At 62.9% G+C, this 25,936-nt stretch carries 2 protein-coding genes; both read left to right on the top strand.

Annotated features, from left to right (window positions below):
• The first annotated feature begins 40 nt into the window (after window positions 1-40).
• Window positions 41-9,745, top strand: a complete 9,705-nt coding sequence (locus JJO78_RS06900) for a non-ribosomal peptide synthetase (protein WP_075194963.1) — start codon at window positions 41-43, stop codon at window positions 9,743-9,745.
• Window positions 9,745-25,806, top strand: coding sequence for a non-ribosomal peptide synthase/polyketide synthase (locus JJO78_RS06895; protein ID WP_273623158.1), 16,062 nt, complete (start codon window positions 9,745-9,747; stop codon window positions 25,804-25,806). Before JJO78_RS06900 ends, JJO78_RS06895 begins: the two co-directional genes overlap by 1 nt.
• Window positions 25,807-25,936: the final 130 nt, after the last annotated feature.

Genomic DNA, 25,936 nt, shown 5'->3' with positions numbered 1-25,936 from the left:
TCCTCGCGGTAATGTGTTCTGAAATCATGCAGGTGACAAGATGAGCCTACACGCGGAACGGTTTCCGAATTTCGCCGATGTCCTTCGTTTTTACGCAGAGCAGCAACCCCAATCACTTGCCATCCGGCAACTGGTCTCGGATGACGCGCCACCCCTGGTAACCAGCTACAGTGAGCTTTACCAGAAGGCACAGGCGCTAGCGGGATATCTACAGAACGAACTGGCGTTAGCACCGGGTGAACGTTGCTTGTTGATGCTGCCAGGAGGCGCGGATTTCGCGGCCGCTTTCTTCGGCTGTTTCTATGCCGGCATTATCGCCATACCCGCGTACCCACCGGAGCACGACCGTCAGGCCTATATTGATCGCCTCGGCGGTATGATCGGGGACTCGAAACCGATGGCCGTCCTTGCCCTGGAGCAGGACATCCGGCGTTATCAGTCTCGATTGGCGCCGCTGTTGCCGGACGGTGGGCGAGTGGTGGCGGCGGACCGCATCGGGCTGCACTGGCAGAATGCGTTGCAGGTGGTGCCACCCCAAAGCCAGGATCTGGCGTTCCTGCAGTACACCTCAGGGTCGACCTCTGCACCCAAGGGGGTCATGGTGTCCCACGCCAACCTGATGGCCAACGAATACACCATGGCCAAAGCCTTCCAGGCCACTGATGACGATGTCTGGATGACCTGGTTGCCGCTGTTTCACGACATGGGACTGATGTCGGGTTTGCTGTTGCCGATCCTGCATGGCCACTGCGCCAACATGATGGCACCGCAGTTCTTCCTGGCCCGCCCGGCACGCTGGTTGGAGGCTATCAGCCAGTACCGGGTGACATACTCCGGCGGCCCGGATTTCGCCTATATGCTCTGTGGCTGGCGGGTGACCGATGAACAACTGGAAGGCCTGGATCTGTCCAGTTGGCGCCTGGCCTTCACCGGGTCGGAACCCATTCGCCCGGAAACCCTGGAGCGCTTTGCCGATCGTATGGCGCCCCATGGTTTTCGCAGTGATGTCTTTGCGCCCAGCTATGGTCTTGCAGAAGCCACCCTGTTCGTAACCACCCATGGGTTCAACGGCGATGTCCAGACCCGTACCTTTGAGCCGGAGCAGCTTTCCACGGCAGGCCTTAGCAGTGCCCATCAGCCCAGCAGGCTGGTGGGGTGTGGGGATGCATATGGGGAAGACACGTTTTGCATCGTTGATTCCCAGACGAGGGAGCCCGTCGAGGACGGTCGAGTGGGCGAAATCTGGATATCCGGCCCCAGTGTTGCTCAGGGCTATTGGGAAAAACCCACGGCTACGGCGGAAACCTTTGTGCAGTGGCGGGATAGCCGATGGTTGCGCAGCGGCGACCTCGGCATCGTCGAGGACGGCCACCTATACGTGGCGGGGCGTCAGAAGGACGTCATCATCGTAAATGGCCAGAACCTGTATCCCCAGGATATCGAGAGCACCCTGGAGCGGGAGATAGAACTCCTGATGCCCGGTCGGTTGGCCGCCTTTGCCACCACGGAAGCCCGGCAGGCGGAAGGTATAGGGCTGGCCCTTGAAGTGGGCCGGACCACCCGCAGAATGATCAAGCCGGCCATGATCTGCGCCACCATCGCGGAAACCATGAGCGACACCCTCGGCATTGCGCCCCAGGTGATCCTGCTGCTGGAGCCCAAAACCCTGCCGCGCACTACCAGTGGCAAGCTGCAACGTGCGGCCTGTCGCCAGGGATGGGAGCGCGGCGAGCTGTCCGTGTTTGCCGGCTGGCAGGACGGTCGCATGCTGGAAGAGGGCGCCTCGGCCCCGGCTGAAACATCGGCTCAAGTAGGGCCGACACTGCTCCCGGAAGTTGTGGCGGCCTGGCAGGCGGCGCTTGAGCGCGACGACCTGGACAGCAACGCCCACTTCTTCACCTGGGGCGGCGATTCGGTCGGCGCCATGCAGATGTTGTCCCGGGTGGAGCGTGACCTGGGGTTGACCATTGAACCGGCGGTCCTGTTCGAGCATCCCCGCCTTGGTGACTTCTCCCGCTGGGTATCCAAGCAGAGTGCCAATGGCCAGGAAGTCCACCCAATCACACTTCTTCCGGACGACGCGGAGCCCCTGCAATCCTTCGCCCAGCAGCGGCTCTGGTTTCTGGGCCAACTGGAAGGCGGCTCCAGCGCCTATCACTTGTGCGGCGAATGGCAGTTCATGGGCAGTCTTGATGAAGACGCGCTCCAGCGCAGTTTGGACGCCCTGGCGGAGCGTCATGAAAGCCTGCGCACGGTGTTTGCCGAAACGGATGAAAACCGTGGCCTGCAGCGGATACAGCCAGCGGCACCGGTAACTGTGCAAAGTCATGACCTCAGCGGCGAGGATTCTCCCGCAAGCGCGCTGGACAACCTCAGTCGAGCCCTGGTCAGCCAGCCCATGGATCTCGAGCAGGGTCCGTTATGGCAGGTGCACCGGGTACGCCTCGGGGACAGCGACCATCGCCTGTTGATGGTGATTCATCACATTATCGCCGACGGCTGGTCGGCGCAGGTGCTGGTGAAGGAGTTCGGGCAGCTTTACACCGCCTTTGCACAGGGACATGACCCGGATCTGCCGGTCCTGCCCATCCGTTATGCCGACTACGCCCACTGGCACCGGGAGACCATGGAGGCTGGCGAAGCCGAACGCCAGTTGAGCTGGTGGAAGCAGCAGTTGGGCGACGAGCACCCGGTGCTTGAACTTCCAACTGACCGGCCGCGCCCCGAGTCCCAGAGCCATCGTGGCGCCAGGGTGGCCTTTGCCTTCCCGGAACCGCTCAGTGAGAAGCTTCGGCAATTGGCCAGGGATCAGGGCGTTACGCTCTTTATGGTCATGCTGGCGCTCTATAAAACCCAGCTGTATCGCTATTCCGGCCAGCGGGACCTGCGGATAGGTGTGCCTGTGTCCGGTCGGTCACGGCCGGAAACCGAAGGTCTCGTCGGTCTGTTTGTCAACACCCTGGTGTTGCGCAGCCAGCCCGTCGCGACGCAGGGCTTCACTGATTTTCTGGCCTCGGTCCGCGACGCTACCCTCGGGGCGCAGGCTCATGCGGATCTGCCGTTCGAACAACTGGTGGACGCGCTGCAGCCGGAGCGTAACCTGCGCCACAACCCCCTGTGCCAGGTGAAGTTCACCCAGCAGTTCCCGTTGCCCGAGAATGTCGGGTTACCCGGGGCGACACTCACCATGCGCCAGCGGGACGACGACAGCGCGCACTTCGATCTGGGCTTCGATATCACCGATCAGCCGGGGGGTATTGAGGGCACTGAGGGAATTGAAGGTATTAAGGGTGTGCTCACCTACGCGTGTGACCTGTTCGACGAGCCGCGTATTCGGGAGTTTGCCGAGGAACTGGTCAACCTGGCGGAGCAGGTCACCGCGAATCCCTCGCGGCCGCTGGGCGAGCTGGAGTTGCTGGCGACACCGTCGGCGCTGGAAGGACCGAAGGCGGACTTTCCCGTAGGGGACCTGGTGTCGCTCTGGAATGGACATATTCAGTCCACCATCGGGCAACAGGCTCTGCAATACGAGGACCAGTCTTTCGACTACGGCTGGCTGGAGGCGGAATCCAACCGGCTGGCACAGCACCTGCAAAGGCAGGGCGTGGCAGCGGAGTCGTCGGTGGGGCTTTGCCTCGACCGTTCACCGGAATTCGTGGTTGGCGTTCTGGCGGTGCTCAAGGCGGGCGGGGCTTTTGTTCCCCTGGACCCGAAATGGCCCTCCGACCGCCAGGCATTTGTACTGAAGGATTGCGGTGCCGGGTGGCTGCTGGGTCATGAAGCCGTGCCCGGCTTCGAAGGCGCCTTGATAGGTTTCAACGCGGCGGCCGATTGGCGGAGCGAACCCGTTGAACCGTTGGGGACGCTGATTGAGCCGGCCCAGGCAGCCTATTTGATTTACACCTCCGGCACCAGTGGTACTCCCAAGGGCGTGGTGGTCAGCCACGGTGCCATTGCGAACTATGTACAGGGTGTTCTGGAGGTCATCGATCCCTCGCCGAAGGCCACCATGGCGATGGTATCCACCGTCGCGGCGGACCTGGGCCATACCACGCTGTTCGGGGCCCTATGCAGTGGTCGCACGCTGCACCTGTTGAGTGCCGACCGGGTTATGGACGCGGACGCCTTTGCCAGCTACATGGCGGAGCATCAGGTCGACATCCTGAAGATCGTGCCCCCCCACCTTTCCGGATTACTGCAGGCTGCCGAGCCGGCCCGGGTGCTGCCCCGTGAGGCTTTGGTGCTGGGCGGTGAAGCGTTGCCATCAGCGTTGCTGAGCCAGGTTCGGGAACTGAACCCAGACTGCCGTGTGTTTAACCATTACGGGCCGTCCGAGTCCACCGTGGGCGTGCTGACCACGGAACCGGGCGACGAGCAGGATTCAATCGTTCCGTTGGGCACGCCACTGCCGAACATCCGTGCGCAGGTGCTGAGCGAAGAGCGTTTACCTTTGCCCCTGGGTGCCATCGGCGAGCTCTATCTGAGCGGCGCCGGCCTGGCGCGGGGATACCTTGGTCAGCCGGAACAGACGGCCGCCGCATTTGTGGATGATCCCCAGTCGTCGCGGGAAAGGCTTTATGCCACCGGTGACCGGGTACGGCTGCTGGAAGATGGGCGGCTGAGCTTTCACGGCCGCAACGACGACCAGGTGAAGGTTCGCGGCTACCGGGTCTCACTGGGAGAGATTGCTCAGCGCATCCGCGCGTTCGACGGCGTCAGCGATGCCCATGTCCAGGTCGACGATAATGGCCTGATCGTGGCGTATCCGTTGGCGGCCGAACTGGACACTGAAGCCATGCTTTCCGCGTTGGCGTTGCAAATGCCGGACTACATGTTACCGGCGCATATCCTGCCGCTGGCTGAATTTCCGCTGACCCCGAACGGCAAGCTCGACCGCAAGGCGTTGCCGCAACCGGAGCGTCAGGGTGAGGATTTCGCTGCGCCGCTGGCGGGTGTGGAAACCATGCTTGCAGAACTCTGGCAGTCGCTGTTGCATGTCGAGAGAGTCGGCCGTAACGACAACTTCTTCAGCCTGGGCGGAGATTCCATCATCAGCCTCCAGGTGATTGCCCGAGCGCGAAAGCAGGGCGTGAAGCTCACCCCAAAGCAGTTGTTCGAGAAGCAGACCATTGCTGAACTGGCTCACGTGGCCGAATTCCAGGAGGCCGCTGCCGCGCCGAAATCGGCGGCCCGGGAGTCGGTTCCGCAGGCCTTCCCGCTGACCCCGATCCAGCAACGTTTTTTCAATCAGCCCGTTGATGATCGCAACCAATGGAACCAGGCGCTGCGCCTGGGTATCCGTTCACCGCTGGAGGCGGAGCCCCTGAGCAAGGCCCTGGCCGCCGTGGTCAATATCCATCCGGCCTTGCGGTTACGTTTTGACGCAGACCAGCGCACGCAGGCCTACAGCCGCGAGGAAAAGGCTGATTTGCTCTGGACCCTGGAAACCGACGATGAACAGACCCTACTGGCGACCTTCAACGACGCGCAGGGCAGTCTCGACCTGTCGAACGGACCACTGCTGCGCTGTGTATTGGTCTCTCAGCCGGGCGAGCGTCAGGAATTACTGATCGCCGCCCATCACCTGGCGGTGGACGGTGTTTCCTGGCGGGTGTTGCTTGAGGATCTGCAGCTTGCCTATGAGCAGGCCGCAGGCGGCAGGGCCATTGAGCTCGAAGGGGACATTGACGGCCTGCATGACTGGGTGCATTACCTGCACCGGGATCTGGCCCATGGTCGCCTCGATGAGGAACTGGCGTATTGGCAGGCATTTTCTGCCGAAGACGCGGCTCTGCCTTGCGACAACCCGGATGGCACAGCGCGGGTTGCCGACGGCGATCACTTGCGAATGACGCTCGATGAAGGGCAGACCCAGCGACTGCTCAACGACGCGCCGACGGCCTTCCGCACCCGGATCAACGATCTTCTGCTGGCGGCATTGGCCCAGGCACTGGGAGAGTGGTCCGGCCGCAGCCGCCATGTGATCACGCTGGAAGGTCATGGCCGCAATGCCCCGGATGGGGCGCCGGACGTAAGTCGCACGGTGGGCTGGTTCACAACGCTGTATCCGGTGGCGCTGGAAGCCGGCGAAGAGGCACTTGGCACACTCAAACGCACCAAGGAAATGCTGCGTCAGGTTCCGGGCGACGGGCTTGGGTATGGTGTGCTGAAGGAACTGCAGGGCGCGGAACTGCCGGAAATGACCGGTGCCGGCCTGACGTTCAACTACCTCGGCCGTTTCGACGAAGAGCCAGGTTCGCAGTTTGTCCTCGAGGGCAAGCCCGTCGGCGATTCGCGCCACGGCTCCGGCCTGCTGGCGAACGCGCTGGTGGTGGACGGGCAGGTACGCAATGGTCAGTTACAGTTGGACTGGACCTACAGTCGTGCGAGGTTCGAGAAGTCGCGGGTGACCCGCCTGATCGACCTGTACCGCGAAGCGTTGATGACGCTGATTGAAGACTGTGCGTCCCGGGCCGGTGGCCTGACACCGTCGGATGTACCGCTGGCTGATCTGGACCAGCCGCAACTGGATGCTCTGGAAAACCCCGCGAATATCGAGGACATCCTGCCCCTGGCGCCGATGCAGGAAGGCATCCTGCTACACAGTCTGCTGGAACAGGGCAGCGGCATCTACCTTATGCAGGACCAGTATGAAGTGCGCAGCGAGGTGGATTTCGAGGCCTTCAGGGCGGCCTGGCACGCGGTGGTCCAGCGCCATCCCATGCTCCGGACCGCTTTCCACGGCCTGGACGGTGGCACCCAACACCAGATTGTCTATCGCGATGTGCCGTCGCCGGCGCAGCTGATCGACCTGAGCCATCTGGAGCGTGCCGATGCGGAAGCGGAGCTGGAGGCGTTGCTGGCGGCAGAACGCCGCCAGGGCTTCGACTTCACCAAACCTCCGCTGCTGCGTCTGCGCCTGGTGCGTTTCGGTCAGGATGATTGCCGCATTGTACAGAGCCATCATCATGCGTTGATTGACGCCTGGTGTCGTGGCCTGATGCTCGCGGAGTTCTTCGACCATTACCGTACCTTGGTGGATGGCAAGCAGCCGGTGGTAACCCCGGCGCGCCCCTATCGCGACTTCATCGCCTGGCTGCAACGCCAGGATGCCACACAGGCGCACCGCTTCTGGCGCGATAATCTGGTCGGTTTCACCGAGGTCACGCCATTGCCCTACCGGCGCACCGCCAATGGTGAGCCATCCATTCAGGATGTGACGCATGCGCTCACAGCCGAGGAAACGGCTCAACTGGTTGAACGGGCACGTGACGAAAAGCTGACCGTGAACACCTTCATGCAGGCAGCCTGGGCACTGGTGCTGATGCGCCACGGTGGTCTGGACGAAGCCCTGTTCGGGGTGACCGTCGCCGGTCGCCCGGCAGAGCTGGATGGCATCGAAGACACCCTTGGCCTGTTCATCAACACCCTGCCGCTGCGCATAGGCGCTGAAAGCACCACCCAGACCGGGCTCGAGTTCCTGTGTTCACTGCAGTCTGCCAATGCGGCCCTGCGCCAGTACGAACACCTGTCCCTGGCAGAGGTACAGAACCTGGCAGACACCCCGCGTGGCGACGCCCTGTTCGACAGCCTGTTCGTGTTCGAGAACGTGCCCATGGGGACGGACGTGCGGCAGGCCGCCGAAGCTTACGGCATCACGCCTCTGGCGAACCGCACCCACACCAACTATCCGTTGACCGTGGTCATTCTGCCGGGCGAGACCTACCAACTTCAGTTCAGCTACGACCAGCGGGTTTTCCGGGATCGGGATATGCAGGCGTTGCTGGACCAGTACCACCAGGTTCTGCGCCAGTTGATGCAGGCGCCGGAGCAGCCGCTTGCCGCTATCCAGCTGGTTTCCGCCGGGGAACGGGGCGAGCTGCTCGGACTTGGCCAGGGCCAGATGGAACCAGACTGGATGAGTCTGAGCTGGCTCGAACGGTTCGAAGCCTGGGCGCTGGCGGATCCCGGCCGGGAAGTCGCCCGCTGCCAGGGCAGCAGCATGAGCTACGCCGAACTTAACCAACGGGCCAACCGCATCGGTCACGGTCTGATTGAGGCAGGCACGCAGCCGGATCAAGTGGTGGCGCTGTATTCGCCCCGCAACCTGGACCTGATGACTATGATCGTGGGCGCCTTCAAGGCCGGTGGCGCCTACCTGGCACTGGATGAACGCCATCCGCCGGCGCGCAGTGGCCGCATGTTGCATAGCAGTCAGGCGCCCGTGCTGGTCACGCCGGAAGCCTGCCTGGAGCAGGTCGGCGCCATCCTGGCAGAAACCGAAGCACGTCCACGGGTGGTCACCCTGGAATCCCTGTTGGCTACGGATCGGGATGGTAATCCACGCCGGTATCCGGCCATGGATCAACTGGCCTACGTCATCTACACCTCCGGCTCCACCGGTGAGCCCAAGGGCGTGATGGTCAACCAGCAGGGCATGCTCAACAACCAGTTGTCCAAGGTGCCTTATCTGGAGCTGGGGGACGGGGACGTGATCGCCCAGACGGCGGCCACCGGCTTCGACATTTCCGTGTGGCAGTTCCTGACCGCGCCGCTGTTTGGCGGCCGCCTGGACATCATTCCCGATGAGATCACCCACGATCCCCAGCGGCTGCTTGAGGCCGTGGCCGACAGCGGCGTTACCGTGCTGGAAAGCGTGCCGGCGGTGATTGAAGGCATTCTCGCGGTGCCGGAGCGGCGTCTGGGATTGCGCTGGCTTTTGCCCACGGGCGAAGCCTTGGGCCGGGAGCTGGCCAGGCGCTGGTTCGAGCGTTACCCGCGCATTCCACTGGTCAACGCCTATGGGCCGGCGGAGTGTGCCGACGATGTGGCGCTTCATACCCTGACAGGCCTGGAGGAGACACGCGCGGGCATTCCCATCGGCAAACCCACCGACAACAACCGGCTTTATGTGCTCGACACTCAGTTGGAGCTGGCACCGAGCGGTGTGGTTGGTGAGCTCTATGTCGGTGGCACTGGAGTCGGCCGTGGTTATGCCGGCCGTCCGGAGCTGACCGCGGAGCGCTACGTCCCGGACCCCTTCGGTCAACCCGGTGGCCGCCTTTACCGCACCGGTGACCTGGCACGCTGGAATGACGACGGCCTGCTCGAGTACGCCGGCCGCGCGGACTTTCAGGTGAAGATCCGTGGCCAGCGCATTGAACCGGGCGAGATCGAATCCTGCCTGCTGGCCTGCAACGGCATTCGTCAGGCGGTGGTGGCGGCCCAGCAAACACCTCACGGGGCCCAACTGGTGGCCTACCTGGTGCCCGACGACGGTCTACACCTGGAAACCGAAAGCCTGCGGGATCGATTGTCCCATGAGCTGCCGGCGGTGATGGTGCCTACCCATCTGGTCGTGCTTGACCGGTTGCCGCTGAACGCCAACGGCAAGCTGGACCGCAAGTCCCTGCCGCAGCCGGAGCTTGAGGTACGCCGCTACATCGCCCCGGAAGGCGAACTGGAAGAAATCCTGGTGGAACTCTGGAGAGACCTGCTGAAGGTCGAGCAGGTGGGGCGCCACGACCACTTCTTTGAACTGGGCGGCCACTCGCTGCTGGCAACTCGCCTGCTGTCTCGGATTCGCGAGCGCCTGGGCGTGAGCGTGCCGCTGGCGGAAGCCTTTGAGGCCACCACGGTGGCGGCCATGGCTGCCGTGATTGAACGCCTGAAGGGACAGGCCCTGGATCAGGACCGCCTGGACAACCTTGATGCATTGATGAATGAACTGGAGGAGATTGAATAATGCAGGACAATGCGATGGCCCTGTCACGCCGCTTCCTGGGGCTGAGCGCCGACAAGCGCCAGGTGTTCCTTCGCAGACTGCAGGAGCAGGGGCTGGACCTGTCGTCCCTGCCGATCCCTTCGGGTATGGCCGGTGATGCCAGCCCTGCCTCTTTCGCCCAGCAGCGGTTGTGGTTTATCGATCAGTTGGAGCCGGGTAACAGTGCCTATCATCTGCCTGGCGCCATTCGTCTCAACGGCCCGCTGGATGTCGGGGCGGTGCAGGCGGCTTTCGACACCCTGGCACTTCGCCATCACAGCCTGCGCACTACCTTCCGTGCCGACGAAAATGGGGAGCCGCTGCAGGTGGTGGGACCGGTGGCGCCGGTCAACATCCCGCAACTGAGTGCAGACAGCGAAATGGCATTCCAGGCCTGGGCCAGGGAGATCGCGCAGCAACCCTTCGATCTGGCCGCTGGCCCGCTCTGGCGGGTGGCGTTGGTGCGGATGGCGGAACACGACCATCGCCTGGTGCTGTGCCTGCATCACATCATTGCCGATGGCTGGTCGATCCAGGTGCTGCTGACCGAATTTGCCCAATGCTATCGCGCCGCTCTGGCCGGTGAGGTGGCCGACTTGCCTTCGTTGCCCCTGCAATACGCGGACGTGGCCCTGTGGCAACGCCGTGGCCTTGAGGCAGGCGCCGGGGAAGTGGGCCTCGACTACTGGACGCGGCAGTTGGGCGATGAGCCGCCAGTGCTGGAATTGCCGACCGATCGGCCGAGGCCTGCGCAGCAGTCTTTCCGGGGCGGGCGTTATCACTTCACGTTCGACGACACCGTGGCCAATGCGCTGAATGCCTTGGCGCGGTCCCGGGGAACAACCTTCTTCACGGTCATGCTGGCGGCCTACAAGGTGCTGCTGTACCGGCTGAGCGGGCAGACCGACCTGAGCGTGGGCGTTCCCATTGCCGGACGAGAACAGGCGGAACTGGAGGGCCTGATCGGCTTTTTCGTGAATACCCAGGTGCTGCGCAGCGATGTGGCCGGCGGCGATGGATTCACAGCCATACTGTCCCGGGAGCATGAGATTGCCCGGCAGGCTCAGACGCATCAGGCATTGCCATTCGAACATCTTGTCGACCAGCTGCAGCCGGAACGCAGCCTGAGCCAAAATCCGTTGTTCCAGGTGCTCTATAACCATCAGCAGCGCGATGGCGAGCGCTTTGAACTGACTCCCGGTGTGACTGCTGAATTGCTGGCGCAGGACGCCGGCGCCGCCCAGTTTGACCTGGCGCTGCACACCTGGGCCTTCCCGGACGGTCGCGTGGGCGGTAACTGGAATTACGCGGCGGATCTGTTCGATGGGGAAACGGTTGAGCGGATACACCGTCGATTTGAATGCCTGCTCCGGCAGATCGCGGCAGACCCCCAGCAGTCAGTCGGCGACTATGATCTGCTGGACGACACCGACCACGAGCAACTGGCGAGCTGGAACCGGACGGGCGTGGACTATGGCCGGCCCGAGCCGGTGCATCGTCTGTTCGAGCGCCAGGTGGCTGCGCACCCGGATCGGGAAGCCCTGGTGTTCGGCGCTGAACGCCTGAGCTACGCCGACCTGGATGCCCGAGCCAATCGTCTGGCCCATTACCTGATCGGCCAGGGCGTGGATCGCAACAGTCTCGTAGGCGTTGCCACCGAGCGCTCGGTGGCCTTGGTGGTCGCCCTCTACGCCATCCAGAAAGCTGGCGCAGCCTATGTGCCGGTGGACCCCGAACACCCACAAGCCCGTCAGCAACAGGTGCTGACCGACGCCGGTATGGATCTGCTGCTGACCCACGACGCGGTGATTGAGTCACTACCGGCCCCGGCCGGGCTGTCGGTGATCAACCTCGACCAGCTTGATCTGGCGGATCAGCCGGCATCGATCCCCGATGTCGGGATCCACCCGGAGCAGCGGGCCTATGTGATCTATACTTCGGGCTCCACCGGCAAACCCAAGGGCGTGGCCAACACCCACGCAGCGCTGTTCAACCGCCTGAAGTGGATGCAGGCGGCCTACGAACTGGGCGAGGACGACACCGTCCTGCAGAAAACCCCCTACAGCTTTGATGTGTCCGTATGGGAGTTCTTCTGGCCGCTGATGGTGGGCGCGCGCCTCGTGGTCGCCCAACCGGGGGACCACCGGGACCCGGCCAGGCTGGTGGATCAAATTCAGCGCGAATCGGTCACCACCGTTCACTTTGTGCCCTCCATGCTGTCGGCCTTTATGACCCAGGACGACCTGACCGGCTGTGACACCCTGCGCCGGGTGATCTGCAGCGGCGAAGCCCTGGCCAAAGACCTGCAGGATGAGAGCCTGAGTCGCCTGCCCAAGGCGCAACTCTACAATCTCTACGGCCCCACCGAAGCGGCCATCGATGTCACGCACTGGACCTGTGGCCAGGACGATCGCAGCACTCGCACAACCGTGCCCATCGGCCGGCCGATCGCCAACCTGCAGATCCATATCCTCGACCATCGCCTCAATCCGCAGCCTGTGGGCGTGCCGGGCGAACTTTATATCGGCGGTGCCGGTCTGGCCCAGGGCTACCACGGCCAGCCGGACTTGACGGCGGAGCGCTTCGTGCCCAGTCCCTTTGCTAACGGCGAACGGCTCTACCGCAGTGGCGACCTGGCCCGCTGGTGCCGGGATGGCACCCTGGAATACCTGGGGCGGCTGGACCACCAGATCAAGCTGCGTGGCTTGCGGATCGAGTTGGGTGAGATCGAGGCCGTGCTGCGGGAATCTGCCGGCGTCATGGACGCCGTGGTCATCGCCCGCAATGACCAGTTGATCGGTTACGTGCAGGGCACCGGCATCGAAACGGACGCCCTGAAAGCGTCGCTGAAAAACCACCTGCCGGATTACATGGTGCCGGCACACCTGATGGTACTGGAACGCTTTCCGCTATCGGCCAACGGCAAACTGAACCGCAAGGCATTGCCGGCTCCGGAGATGGACACGGTTGGCTACAAGGCGCCACAAACCGACATCGAGCAAACACTCTCACGCCTATGGCAGGAAGTGCTGGGTGTTGAGCGGGTTGGACGACAGGATAATTTCTTTGCCCTGGGGGGCGACTCCATCCAGAGCTTGCGGATCATCGCCAAGGCGAAACGCGTCGGTCTTGAGCTGACGCCCCGGCAGATGTTCGAGCACCAGACCATTGCTGCTCTGGCTCTGGTAGCAACCCATGCGACGGTACAAAACTACGTCGTCGATATGGAACGGGACTTCCCGCTGACACCGATCCAGCAGTGGTTCTTTGATCAGGCCATGCCCCGGCCGGAGCATTGGAACCAGGCACTGTTGCTCAAACCCGCCACGGCATTGAATAGCGAAGCTCTGGCCGAGGCACTCAACGCGATTTACCGACACCACGACGCCTTGCGGCTGCGCTTTGCCCGGAAAAACGATGAATGGCTGCAAGCCTACGGTATACCAGACAAACCGGCGGATCTGCTGTGGTCGGTGACCACAACCCCTGAACAGTTGGTGAACGAATGCGACCGGGCCCAGGCCAGCCTGGATCTGTCGGAAGGGCCCCTGATGCGAGCACTGCATGCACGGCTGGACGACGGTTCCGAAAGGTTGCTGTTGGCGGTGCATCACCTGGGAATCGACGGCGTGTCCTGGCGCATTCTGCTAGACGACCTGATGCAGGCCTACCAGCAGATCCTTCGGGGAGAAACCATTGACCTGGGGGCGAAGGCCACTCCTTTCCAGGCCTGGGCCGAGCAACTGCCAACACCCTGGAATGACGCCGTGTTGGCGGAGGAAATCGACTACTGGTCGGCCATCCCCGCCCCGGCACCGCTGCCGATCGTGAACGCGGGCGGGCCCAATACCGTGGATCAACTGGCCCGGTCGACCATGGCCTTGTCCGCCGAGGTCACCGGGGAGTTGCTGACCGAGGCTCCGAAGGCCTGGCGCGCACAGGTGAATGACCTGCTGCTGACCGCCCTGGGCGAAGCGCTGTTTCACTGGAGTGGTCGTTCGCAGTCAACGATTGCCCTCGAGGGCCACGGTCGTGAGCCGTTGATGGAAGGGGTGGACCTGAGCCGGACCGTCGGCTGGTTCACCAGCCTGTACCCGGTGTGTGTGTCCGGTGGTGGCAACCTTGTCGAGAACCTGAAGGCCACCAAAGAAGCCCTGCGTCAGGTGCCCCGGGGCGGTCTGGGGTACGGTGTGCTGCGCTACCTGAAAGGCGAGCACGGCCTGCCGGATCTCTCTGGCGCGGTGCTTTTCAATTACCTGGGGCAGGTGGACGCAGGCAGCCAGGATGGCCTGGTACTGGCGGAAGAATCGCCGGGTGCCATGCGGGCTATGGATGCTCCTCTGGGGTTTGAACTGTCGCTGGACGGTCAGGTGCGTGACGGCGTGCTGTCGTTTTCCTGCAGTTACAGTGCGGCGCGTTATCAGCGTGAAGCAATTGACGAGCTGATGAAGAATTTCCGTCGCGCCCTCGAAAACGTAGTCGCGACGTGCCGGGAAACCGGTGGCGTAACACCCTCAGATTTCCCGCTGGTGGCCCTGGACCAGACCGCGCTGGATGCCTTGCCGGTCGGGCAGGGCGACATCGACGATCTGCTGCCACTGACGCCGATGCAACAGGGGTTGCTGTTCCATAGTGAGCTGGGGGGTGTCTCCGATACCTACGTCAATCAGGTGTCCGTGACCCTGAACGATCTGCCTGTGGAGCCCTTCAAGGCGGCCTGGCAGTCGGCGGTTGCCCGTCACCCAGTTCTGAGGGCCGGGTTTATTCATGCGCCCGGTTCCCAGTTGCCGGTGCAGCTGATTCACCACAAAGCCGTGCTGTCGATCCGCGAACTGGATTGGCGCACTGATGCTTCCATGACTCTGGATGCTCTCTGCCAACAGGAAAAATCGGCCGCTTTCGACCTGGCCCGGCCGCCGCTGATGCGGATGGTGCTGATCCGGCTGGGGGAGCGGCGCTGGCAGATGGTCCTGACGCTTCACCACATCCTCCTGGACGGCTGGAGCAGTGCGGCGCTGCTCAGCGAAGTCATGCTGGAGACTCTGGGCGGGCGCCTGGAGACCCCGGCCCGTTACCATGACTATTTCAATTGGCTGGTTGGGCGGGATCTTGAAAGCGCCGAGACTTTCTGGCGCGACCAACTGTGCCAGCTTCCCGAGCCCACGCGTCTGGCCCCACTGCTGGCCGACAGCCGTTGCCTGGACCGGGACGAGGCTTCACTCGCCGATATTGTGATGCATCCGGATTACGACTCCCTGGCGGGATTTGCCCGGCAACAACAGGTGACCCTCAATACCCTCATTCAAGCCGCCTGGACCCTGATCCTTCAGCGTTACACCGGCCAGCGCGAAGTGGCCTTCGGCGCCACGGTGTCTGGTCGGCCGGCGGCGGTGTCCGGTATGGATCGCCAGATCGGGTTGTTCATCAACACGCTGCCAGTCGTTGAGGCCCCGGCACCAGAGCAGCGCCTGGGAGACTGGTTGGCAGAGCTACAGGCTCACAACCTGGCGTTGCGGGAGCACGAGCATACCCCGCTGTACCAGATTCAGCAGTATGCCGGGCAATCGGGGCGAGAGCTGTTTGATTCCCTGCTGGTGTTTGAGAACTTCCCGGTGGACGATGCCCTGCGCAGCGATGCCTCCGGCGTGCGAGCCAGCAACCTTCAGGTGAGCGAACAGACCCATTACCCCCTGAGCCTGGCGGTCGAGGCCGGGCAGGGGCTGGTCCTGCACCTGCATTACCGTAACGATCAGGTGTCACCGGCCCGCGCGGAAGCGCTTGCAGGCCAGTTGGAACACCTCCTGTACGCCATGGCGCGGAGCGGCGAACAGCGACTGTCGGATCTGCCCCTGCTGACGGACCTCGAACAACAGGTCTGGAATGACTGGAACACCGTGGCTCACCCGGCAGTGGACCCGCGTCCGATCCCGACCCTGATCGCCGAACAGGCGCGCCAGCGCCCGGACTCCATAGCCGTTGTCCACGGCGACGACCGCCTGACCTTCGCCGAGTTCGATACCCGCGCCAACCGCCTGGCCCATTGGTTGATGGGGCAGGGCATCGGTGCCGAAAGCCGCGTGGGTGTGGCCCTGGAGCGGGGCACCGACATGCTGGTGGCGCTGTACGCCGTGCACAAGGCCGGCGGCGTCTACCTGCCCCTGGATCCGGACTATCCGGCCGAACGGGTGCGTTACATGCTGGAAGACTCCGGCGCCGCGTTGTTGCTAACTCACGACGCCGCTCTGGACCGACTGCCCTCGGCCGAGGGCGTCGAGACGGTCAACCTGGATCACCTGGATGTCAGCAGCCAGCCCGAGTCAGTACCGGAGGTATCGATTCATCCGGAACAACTCGCGTACCTGATCTACACCTCCGGCTCCACCGGTAAGCCCAAGGGCGTGGCCATCCCCCACGGCGGCCTGTCCATGCACTGCCAGACCATCGGCGCCCGCTATGGCTTGACCCCGGAGGACCGGGAACTTCACTTCCTGTCCATCAGCTTCGACGGCGCCCACGAGCGCTGGCTGACCGCGCTCAGCCATGGCGCCCGCATTGTCCTGCGGGACCAGGCCCTGTGGAGCGTGCAGGAAACCTACGACTGCCTGATCCACGAAGGCATCACCGTGGCCGCCTTCCCGCCCAGCTATTTGCGCCAGTTGGCGGAGTGGGCGGAACTGAAAGGGCAGCCGCCAGGCGTGCGTATTTACTGCTTCGCCGGCGAAGCCTTCAGCCGACAGATGATGCACCACGCCATCGAGCACCTGCAGCCGGACTGGGTGATCAACGGCTACGGCCCCACAGAAACCGTGGTTACGCCCACGCTATGGCGCATTGCCGCTGACACGGCTGACTTCGACAGCGCCTACGCTCCGATCGGGGACCTGGTGGGCGACCGTCAGGGCTATGTGCTGGACGCAGACCTCAACCTGCTGCCCCCGGGCGTGGCCGGGGAACTCTACCTGGGTGGCGCCCTGGCGCGGGGCTACCTGGACCGCCCGGACACCACGGCGGAACGCTTTGTCCCCAACCCGTTCCGGGCCGGCGAGCGTCTTTACCGTACCGGTGATCGGGTGAAACTGAACCGGGACGGCCAGTTGGAATACCTGGGTCGGATGGACCAGCAGGTAAAACTGCGGGGCTTCCGAATCGAGATCGGGGAAGTGGAGTCGGCGCTGAAAGGCTGCGAGGGGGTGAAGGACACCCTAGCGGTTGTGAAAGACACTGCCGCCGGTCAGCGGCTGGTAGGTTATGTGTCTGGTGAGGGGTTGGACGAGCGTGCCATCAAGACACAGCTACGGGAGCAGTTGCCGGAGTACATGGTGCCGTCGCACGTGGTCACCCTGGCGGAACTGCCCAAGCTGCCCAATGGCAAGCTGGACCGCAATGCGTTGCCTGAGCCCGTGGTGGGTCAGAGTGATTACGAACCTCCCGTAACGGACTGCGAACAGAGTCTGGCCCGGATCTGGCAGGATCTTTTGCAACAGTCCCGTGTCGGTCGGCAGGATCATTTCTTCGAACTGGGCGGTCACTCCCTGCTGGCGACGCAGCTGGTTTCTCGCCTTCGTCACGAATGGCGTGTGGAACTCCCGTTAAGGATGGTTTTCGAGGCGCCCAGGCTGACGGATATGGCGGCTTTGCTGGAGGCACTGGAAGGCACCCCAGCGCAAGAGACCATTCCCGCACTGGGGCTGGAGGGTGCGCCGCAGTCTTTCGCCCAGCAGCGGCTTTGGTTCCTGGACCAGCTTGAACCGGGAGCTACCGCCTACAACTTGCCTGGCGTTCTGGACCTGAAAGGCACCGTTGACGAAGGTGCTTTGCAGCAGGCACTCGACGCGTTGGCGCAACGTCATGAGACGCTGCGCACGCGACTGGTGGCTGCCCCGGATGGCGAGGCAATCCCTCGACAGGTGATTGACCCGGCGATTGGTGTCCCGTTGGAACGGGTAGACGTCAGCCACTCGGATGATCCGGAGGGTGCATTCCGCGATCATGCGGAAGCCTTTATGCGCCGACCATTCTCCATGGGCACGCAGCCGCTCTGGCGAGTTGGGTTGGTCACCATGGCCGCAAAGGAATCGCGTCTGCTGATTTGCCTGCACCATGCCATCTCCGACGGCTGGTCGGTGTCGGTGCTGATGCGGGATTTCGCGTCTCTGTATCGTGCTGCCTGCGGTGAAAGAGCGGCGGTACTGGAGAAATTGTCGATCCAGTATGCGGATTTCTCGGTGTGGCAGCGGGAATGGCTGGCCAGCGGCGAAGGCGAGCGGCAACTGAATTATTGGCGTGCCCAGCTCGGTGACGGGCAGCCAGTTCTGGAGTTGCCGACGGATCGACCACGACCTGCCCGGCAGAGTTTCCAGGGTGCACGTCATCACTTCCGACTGGGCGAGTCCCTGAGCAACCGTCTTCGCGGATCGGCGGCGAGCCGCGATGTCACACCTTTCATGATGTTGTTGGCGGCTTACAACCTACTGCTCCATCGGCTCAGTGGTCAGGATGATCTGCGGGTTGGCGTGCCGGTGGCAGGCCGCAATCGCCGGGAAACCGAGGGTCTTGTCGGCTTCTTTGTGAACACCCAGGTCCTACGCTGTGAATTGGCCTCATCCCAGACTTTCGAACAGGTATTGGCGACCGTCCGCCAGGCATCGATTGAGGCCCAGAGCCATCAGGACCTGCCGTTCGAACAGTTGGTGGAAGCCCTGCAACCGGAACGCAGCCTCAGCCATAACCCGCTGTTCCAGGTGGCATTCGACTACCAGCACCGTGATCAGCGCGGTTTGGGCGAGTTGCCTGGATTGACCGCGAAGGTAATGGAACTGGAAGGCGGCAGCACCCAGTTCGATATGGCACTGAACCTGATCGAAGAAGCCGATGGTACGTTCTCCGGCAACTGGAACTACGCCACGGACCTGTTTGACGCGGCAACGGTTGAGCGCTTTGGGGCCCGTTTCGAATGGCTGCTCAATGAGATTGTGGCAGGCCCGCAGCAGCCAATCGGCGACTATGACCTGCTGGACGACACCGACCACGAGCAACTGGCGAGCTGGAATCGGACGGGCGTGGACTATGGCCGGCCCGAGCCGGTGCATCGTCTGTTCGAGCGCCAGGTGGCTGCGCACCCGGATCGGGAAGCCCTGGTGTTCGGCGCTGAACGCCTGAGCTACACCAACCTGGATGCCCGAGCCAATCGCCTGGCCCATTACCTGATCGGCCAGGGCGTGGATCGCAACAGTCTCGTAGGCGTTGCCACCGAGCGCTCGGTGGCCTTGGTGGTCGCCCTCTACGCCATCCAGAAAGCCGGCGCCGCCTATGTGCCGGTGGACCCCGAACACCCACAAGCGCGTCAGAGTCAGGTGCTGACCGACGCCGGTATGGACCTGCTGCTGACCCACGACGCGGTGATTGAGTCACTACCGGCCCCGGCCGGGCTGTCGGTGATCAACCTCGACCAGCTTGATCTGGCGGATCAGCCGGCATCGATCCCCGATGTCGGGATCCACCCGGAGCAGCGGGCCTATGTGATCTATACCTCCGGCTCCACCGGCAAACCCAAGGGCGTGGCCAACACCCACGCAGCGCTGTTCAACCGCCTGAAGTGGATGCAGGCGGCCTACGAACTGGGCGAGGACGACACCGTCCTGCAGAAAACCCCTTACAGCTTTGATGTGTCCGTATGGGAGTTCTTCTGGCCGCTGATGGTGGGCGCACGCCTCGTGGTCGCCCAACCGGGGGACCACCGGGACCCAGCCAGGCTGGTGGATCAAATTCAGCGCGAATCGGTCACCACCGTTCACTTTGTGCCCTCCATGCTGCCGGCCTTTATGACCCAGGACGACCTGACCGGCTGTGACACTCTGCGCCGGGTGATCTGCAGCGGCGAAGCCCTGCCCAAAGACCTGCAGGATGAGACCCTTCGTCGCCTGCCCAGGGCAACGCTTTATAACCTCTATGGCCCCACCGAGGCGGCCATCGATGTCACGCACTGGACCTGTGGCCAGGACGATCGCAGCACTCGCACAACCGTGCCCATCGGCCGGCCGATCGCCAACCTGCAGATCCATGTCCTGGATGACCGCCTGAACCCGCAGCCTGTGGGCGTGCCGGGCGAACTTTATATCGGCGGCGCCGGTCTGGCCCAGGGCTACCACGGCCAGCCGGACTTGACGGCGGAGCGCTTCGTGCCCAGTCCCTTTGAGCGGGGTGAGCGGCTCTACCGCAGTGGCGACCTGGCCCGCTGGTGTCGGGATGGCACCCTGGAATACCTGGGCCGGCTGGATCACCAGATCAAGCTGCGGGGCTTGCGGATCGAGTTGGGTGAGATCGAGGCCGTGCTGCGGGAATCTGCCGGCGTCATGGACGCCGTGGTCATCGCCCGCAATGACCAGTTGATCGGTTACGTGCAGGGCACCGGCATCGAAACGGACGCCCTGAAAGCGTCGCTGAAAAACCACCTGCCGGATTACATGGTGCCGGCACACCTGATGGTACTGGAACGCTTTCCGCTATCGGCCAACGGCAAACTGAACCGCAAGGCATTGCCGGCTCCGGAGATGGACACGGTTGGCTACGAGGCGCCACAAACCGACATCGAACAAACACTCTCACGCCTATGGCAGGAAGTGCTGGGTGTTGAGCGGGTTGGACGACAGGATAATTTCTTTGCCCTGGGAGGGCACTCGCTGCTGGGTGTCACCCTGGTTCATCGTATCCGCAAAGCCCTGCATCGGACGCTGCCGCTGAGCGTGTTGTTCGAGTCAGGTTCTTTGGCTGGGCTGGCCGATGTACTTCAGAGCATACCGGCCGATGAAGCGCCTCCGTTACGCGTTCATGATCGGGGCCAGTTGGCACCGCAGTCCTTTGCCCAGCAGCGGCTCTGGTTCCTGGCCCAACTGGAGCCTGAGAGCAGTGCCTACCATCTTCCGGGCGGCCTGGATTTGCAGGGTCGACTGAATGAAGAGGCGTTGACGGCGGCCTTCGTCGGACTCATTCAGCGGCATGAGTCGCTGCGCACGGCGTTTCGACATGGGGAACATGGTCGCCCCCAACAGTGGGTGATGGAAGCCATGGCGGTACCCATGGAGCGTTATGATCTTCGCGGCCAGGACGATGCCGAGACTGTATTCGGAGAGCTATTCCGGGAGTTCAGCCGCCGCCCCTTCGACCTGGAGACCGCACCGCCCTGGCGCGTTGCCCTGGTGCAGATGGATACATCGGGCTGGCGCCTGCTGTTGTGCATGCACCATATCATTTCCGACGGCTGGTCAATGCAGTTGCTGTTGGAGGAACTGGTTGAGCTCTATCGCTGTGCATCAAGAGGTGAGCCCGATAGGTTGGCACCGCTGGACGTTCAGTATGCGGACTACGCACTTTGGCAACGAGAGCAACTGACGGGTGCTGAGCTGGATCGGCAATTGCAATGGTGGCGAGGGCAGTTGGGTGATGAACATCCGGTTCTTGAGCTGCCCACGGACCGCCCGCGTCCGGGGCAGCGGGATGGCCGTGGTGCCCGACACGCCTTCACTTTGCCATCGTCGCTGGCGGAGCGGTTGCGTCGCACGGCCCGTGATCAGGAAGTTTCGCTGTTTATGGTCGTTCTGGCCGGCTTTGAAGCGCTGCTGTACCGACTCAGTGGTCAACGGGATCTGCGCGTGGGTATTCCGGTTTCGGGACGGCATCAGCCGGGCACCGAGGGACTGATTGGCTTCTTCGTCAATACGCTGGTGGTGCGTGCCGAGATTGATCCCGGTGACCGGGTCAGTGATCTTCTGGCCCAGGTACGAGAGCGAATGCACGGAGCCCAGGCGCATGCGGATCTGCCATTTGAGCAACTGGTGGAAGCACTGCAGCCGGAGCGAAGTCTGAGCCACAATCCGCTGTTCCAGGCCAGCTACAACCATCAGGTCTTTGACCAGAAGCCCTTGTCGGACTTGCATGAGCTGAGCTGCGAGCCGCTCGCCTGTCCGGCGGAGAACGCGCATTTCGATCTGGTACTGGGCACCCACGAACACGCGGACGGTCGAATCGACGGTTACCTGGACTTCGCGACGGATATCTTCGACGCGGCGTCGGTGGCGCGAATGGCCGAACAGCTGCAAGCCTTGCTGGAGGTGATCAGTTGTGAGCCCATGGCCCACTTGTCGGACCTGCCTCTGCTGACGGACCGCGAACAACAGGTCTGGTCCGAGTGGAACAGCGTGGAGCACCCGGCAGTGGACCCGCGTCCGATCCCGACCCTGATCGCCGAACAGGCGCGCCAGCGCCCGGACTCCATAGCCGTTGTCCACGGCGACGACCGCCTGACCTTCGCCGAGTTTAACACCCGCGCCAACCGCCTGGCCCATTGGTTGATGGGGCAGGGCATCGGTGCCGAAAGCCGCGTGGGTGTGGCCCTGGAGCGGGGCACCGACATGCTGGTGGCGCTGTACGCCGTGCACAAGGCCGGCGGCGTCTACCTGCCCCTGGATCCGGACTATCCGGCCGAACGGGTGCGTTACATGCTGGAAGACTCCGGCGCCGCGTTGTTGCTAACTCACGACGCCGCTCTGGACCGACTGCCCTCGGCCGAGGGCGTCGAGACGGTCAACCTGGATCACCTGGATGTCAGCAGCCAGCCCGAGTCAGTACCGGAGGTATCGATTCATCCGGAACAACTCGCGTACCTGATCTACACCTCCGGCTCCACCGGTAAGCCCAAGGGCGTGGCCATCCCCCACGGCGGCCTGTCCATGCACTGCCAGACCATCGGCGCCCGCTATGGCTTGACCCCGGAGGACCGGGAACTTCACTTCCTGTCCATCAGCTTCGACGGCGCCCACGAGCGCTGGCTGACCGCGCTCAGCCATGGCGCCCGCATTGTCCTGCGGGACCAGGCCCTGTGGAGCGTGCAGGAAACCTACGACTGCCTGATCCACGAAGGCATCACCGTGGCCGCCTTCCCGCCCAGCTATTTGCGCCAGTTGGCGGAGTGGGCGGAACTGAAAGGGCAGCCGCCAGGCGTGCGTATTTACTGCTTCGCCGGCGAAGCCTTCAGCCGACAGATGATGCACCACGCCATCGAGCACCTGCAGCCGGACTGGGTGATCAACGGCTACGGCCCCACAGAAACCGTGGTTACGCCCACGCTATGGCGCATTGCCGCTGACACGGCTGACTTCGACAGCGCCTACGCTCCGATCGGGGACCTGGTGGGCGACCGTCAGGGCTATGTGCTGGACGCAGACCTCAACCTGCTGCCCCCGGGCGTGGCCGGGGAACTCTACCTGGGTGGCGCCCTGGCACGGGGCTACCTGGACCGCCCGGACATCACCGCGGAACGCTTTGTACCCAACCCCTTCCGGGCCGGCGAGCGTCTTTACCGTACCGGTGACCGGGTGAAACTGAACCAGGAGGGTCAGTTGGAATACCTGGGGCGGATGGACCAGCAGGTGAAACTGCGGGGCTTCCGGATCGAGATCGGGGAAGTGGAGTCGGCGTTGAAGGGCTGCGAGGGGGTGAAAGACACCCTGGCGGTTGTGAAAGATACTGCGGCCGGTCAGCGGCTGGTAGGTTATGTGTCTGGTGAGGGGTTGGATGAGCGTGCCATCAAGACACAGCTACGGGAGCAATTGCCGGAGTACATGGTGCCGTCGCACGTGGTCACCCTGGCGGAACTGCCCAAGCTGCCCAATGGCAAGCTGGATCGTAATGCGTTGCCAGAGCCTGTCTCGCGAACGAAACAGCATCAGAGGCCAGAAGGCGCGCGCGAGGTCCTGCTGGCCGAACTGTGGGCCGCAATGCTGGGAGCGGCTGAGGTCGGCAGGAATGACAGTTTCTTCGAGCTGGGTGGTGATTCCATCCAGTCCCTGGAGCTGATCACCCGTTTGCGTCAGTTGCGCTGGCAAGTGACACCGAAAACCGTGTTCCTGAAACCGCGACTCTCGGAGTTGGCCGCTGCTTTGGAGCCGATAACGACGTCAGCCTCCGAAACTGCAAGGGCCGAAGGCCTTGTGCCACTGACACCGATTCAGGCCCATTTTTTCGAGCAGCCTCTGCCTGATTATTCCCATTGGAACCAGTCGGTATTGCTTGAGGTCATTCACCCGCTTGACGAGGAACTGCTGCGGCGAGCGGTTGCGGCGCTGATCGAACACCACGATGTCCTCCGCCTGGGCTTCCACCGTGAACGGGATGTCTGGTATGGAAACTACCGGGCTACAGAGTCCGTGGACCGGCTTTTCAGTGTCGTGGTGCTGCCAGACGAGGGTTTGGTGACGACGACTTGTGACCGAATACAGCGCAGTTTCGATCTCGAGAACGGCCCCCTTGCAGCCATTGTGCTGATGACACTTCCGGACGGTGGGCAGCGACTGTTGGTCAGCGCCCATCACTTGATTGTTGACGGTGTCTCCTGGCGGATTCTCCTGGACGATCTCGGCGAAGCCTACCGGCAGGTTGCCGAGGGAAGGGCAACTGATGCTCGGCTACCGCGCGCTACTTTCCAGTCCTGGGCCAATCACCTCCGCGAGCGTGCCGATCAGGGAGCATGGCAGCAGGAACTGGCGTATTGGGAACGTTTTTCCACTGCCCCTGAGCCCTGGCCGGTGGACAATCCGGCGGGCAGCCGGGCGACACGGTATGAGGAACTCTGCGAGTGGAGCCTGTCCGCCGGTCAAACCCGAACGTTGCTCCGTCAAACCCTGGCGGCGTTTGAGGCGGGCATGGACGATGTCATGCTGGCTGCCCTGGCGGAGGGGCTGCGGGCATGGGGTGGTCTGCAGCGACCCATCGTCGCCGTAGAGGGTCATGGCCGGGAAACCGACGATGCAGCCCTCGATCTGAGCCGCACACTGGGTTGGTTTACCAGCCTGTATCCGGTTCAGCTCGAACCCACAGGCAATCCGTTATTAACCCTAGACGCGACCCGCCATCTGCGTGCCGGGATTCCGGGCAAGGGACTCGGATACGGTGCCCTTCGATACCTGGGCGACCCTAAAACCCGTTCGCGTCTGAAACGCCTGCCGGAACCGGACCTGGCATTCAATTACCTGGGTCAGTTTGACGACACCCTTGCGAGCGGTCGTTTTAGATTGGCGCCGGAGTCGGCGGGTGAGTTGGTGGACCCCGATGCGCCCCTCGGGCGGGAGCTGGAAATAAACGGCCAGGTCTATCAGGGGCAGTTGACGCTCAGTTGTCGCTACAGTGGTCAGCGATATCAGGCTTCCAACGTCCAGCGGCTGATGAGAGCGATTGGCCTGGCTCTGGAAACCCTGGTGGCCGGCACATCGGAGGCATTACCGGCGGAGGCCGAGCGGCCGTCGGCGGGTAAGCTGAATCCTCTGATTCGTCTTTCAGAGTCGCGTGGGACAGCACCGCAACTATTCTGTCCGCACCCGGTCAGCGGCACGGTGGTTGGCTACTATCCGCTTGCCTCACGATTGGCGGGCGACTGGTCGGTCTGGGGTTTTCAGAATCGACAGATTCTTGATTCAAGCTGGCGCGACCGGTCACTGGCCGCGATGGCAAGGGACTACGTGAAGGAGATGCTGGCGCTACAACCCCAGGGGCCATACTACCTCCTTGGTTGGTCCATGGGTGGTGCGCTGGTGCTGGAAATGGCGAGCCTGCTGGAGCGCCTGGGCAGGGAAGTGGCCTGGGTCGGCCTGATCGATGGTTATATCCCCGGGGCTGGCCACCGGTCCGTCGAAAACAATCCCGAATCATCCCCTGAGGGCGTCGCCCAGGATGAGTGGCAGCAATTGCTGGATGTGGAAAGGCATATGCGCCGGCTGGCAAGGGCCCATGAACGGGTCAAACCACTTCGGGCGCCAGTGCATGCGTGGTGGGCAAAGCAGTCACCAGAGAGCAATGACAATGCAGAAGCGCTACTGACCGCCTTTATCGGCTGCAAACCTGCCAGCTCGGTGTGGATCGATACTCACCATCTGGGAATTGTACGCCATCCGGAATTTCTTGAATCGATGCCCCGTTCGTTGGAAGCGAACTCCAATTCCACGGTCGGAGCCGATGGTATGAAAGTGGGGCGTTCAGGCGAACCAGTGGGTTAGGCCTTAACAGGCATTGAATATAACGCATTTTCTAATGTAAATAGGAATTGTTATCGTTGAGTTTAAAATTAAATATACTTAAGATAGCTTCAGCTTCAGGTAAGGCGCCGGGTTTTGGCGCTTTTGTCAC

The organism is Marinobacter sp. DS40M6 (assembly GCF_028581595.1).
Lineage (GTDB): Bacteria > Pseudomonadota > Gammaproteobacteria > Pseudomonadales > Oleiphilaceae > Marinobacter > Marinobacter salarius.
This window is presented reverse-complemented; position numbering and strand designations above follow the sequence as displayed.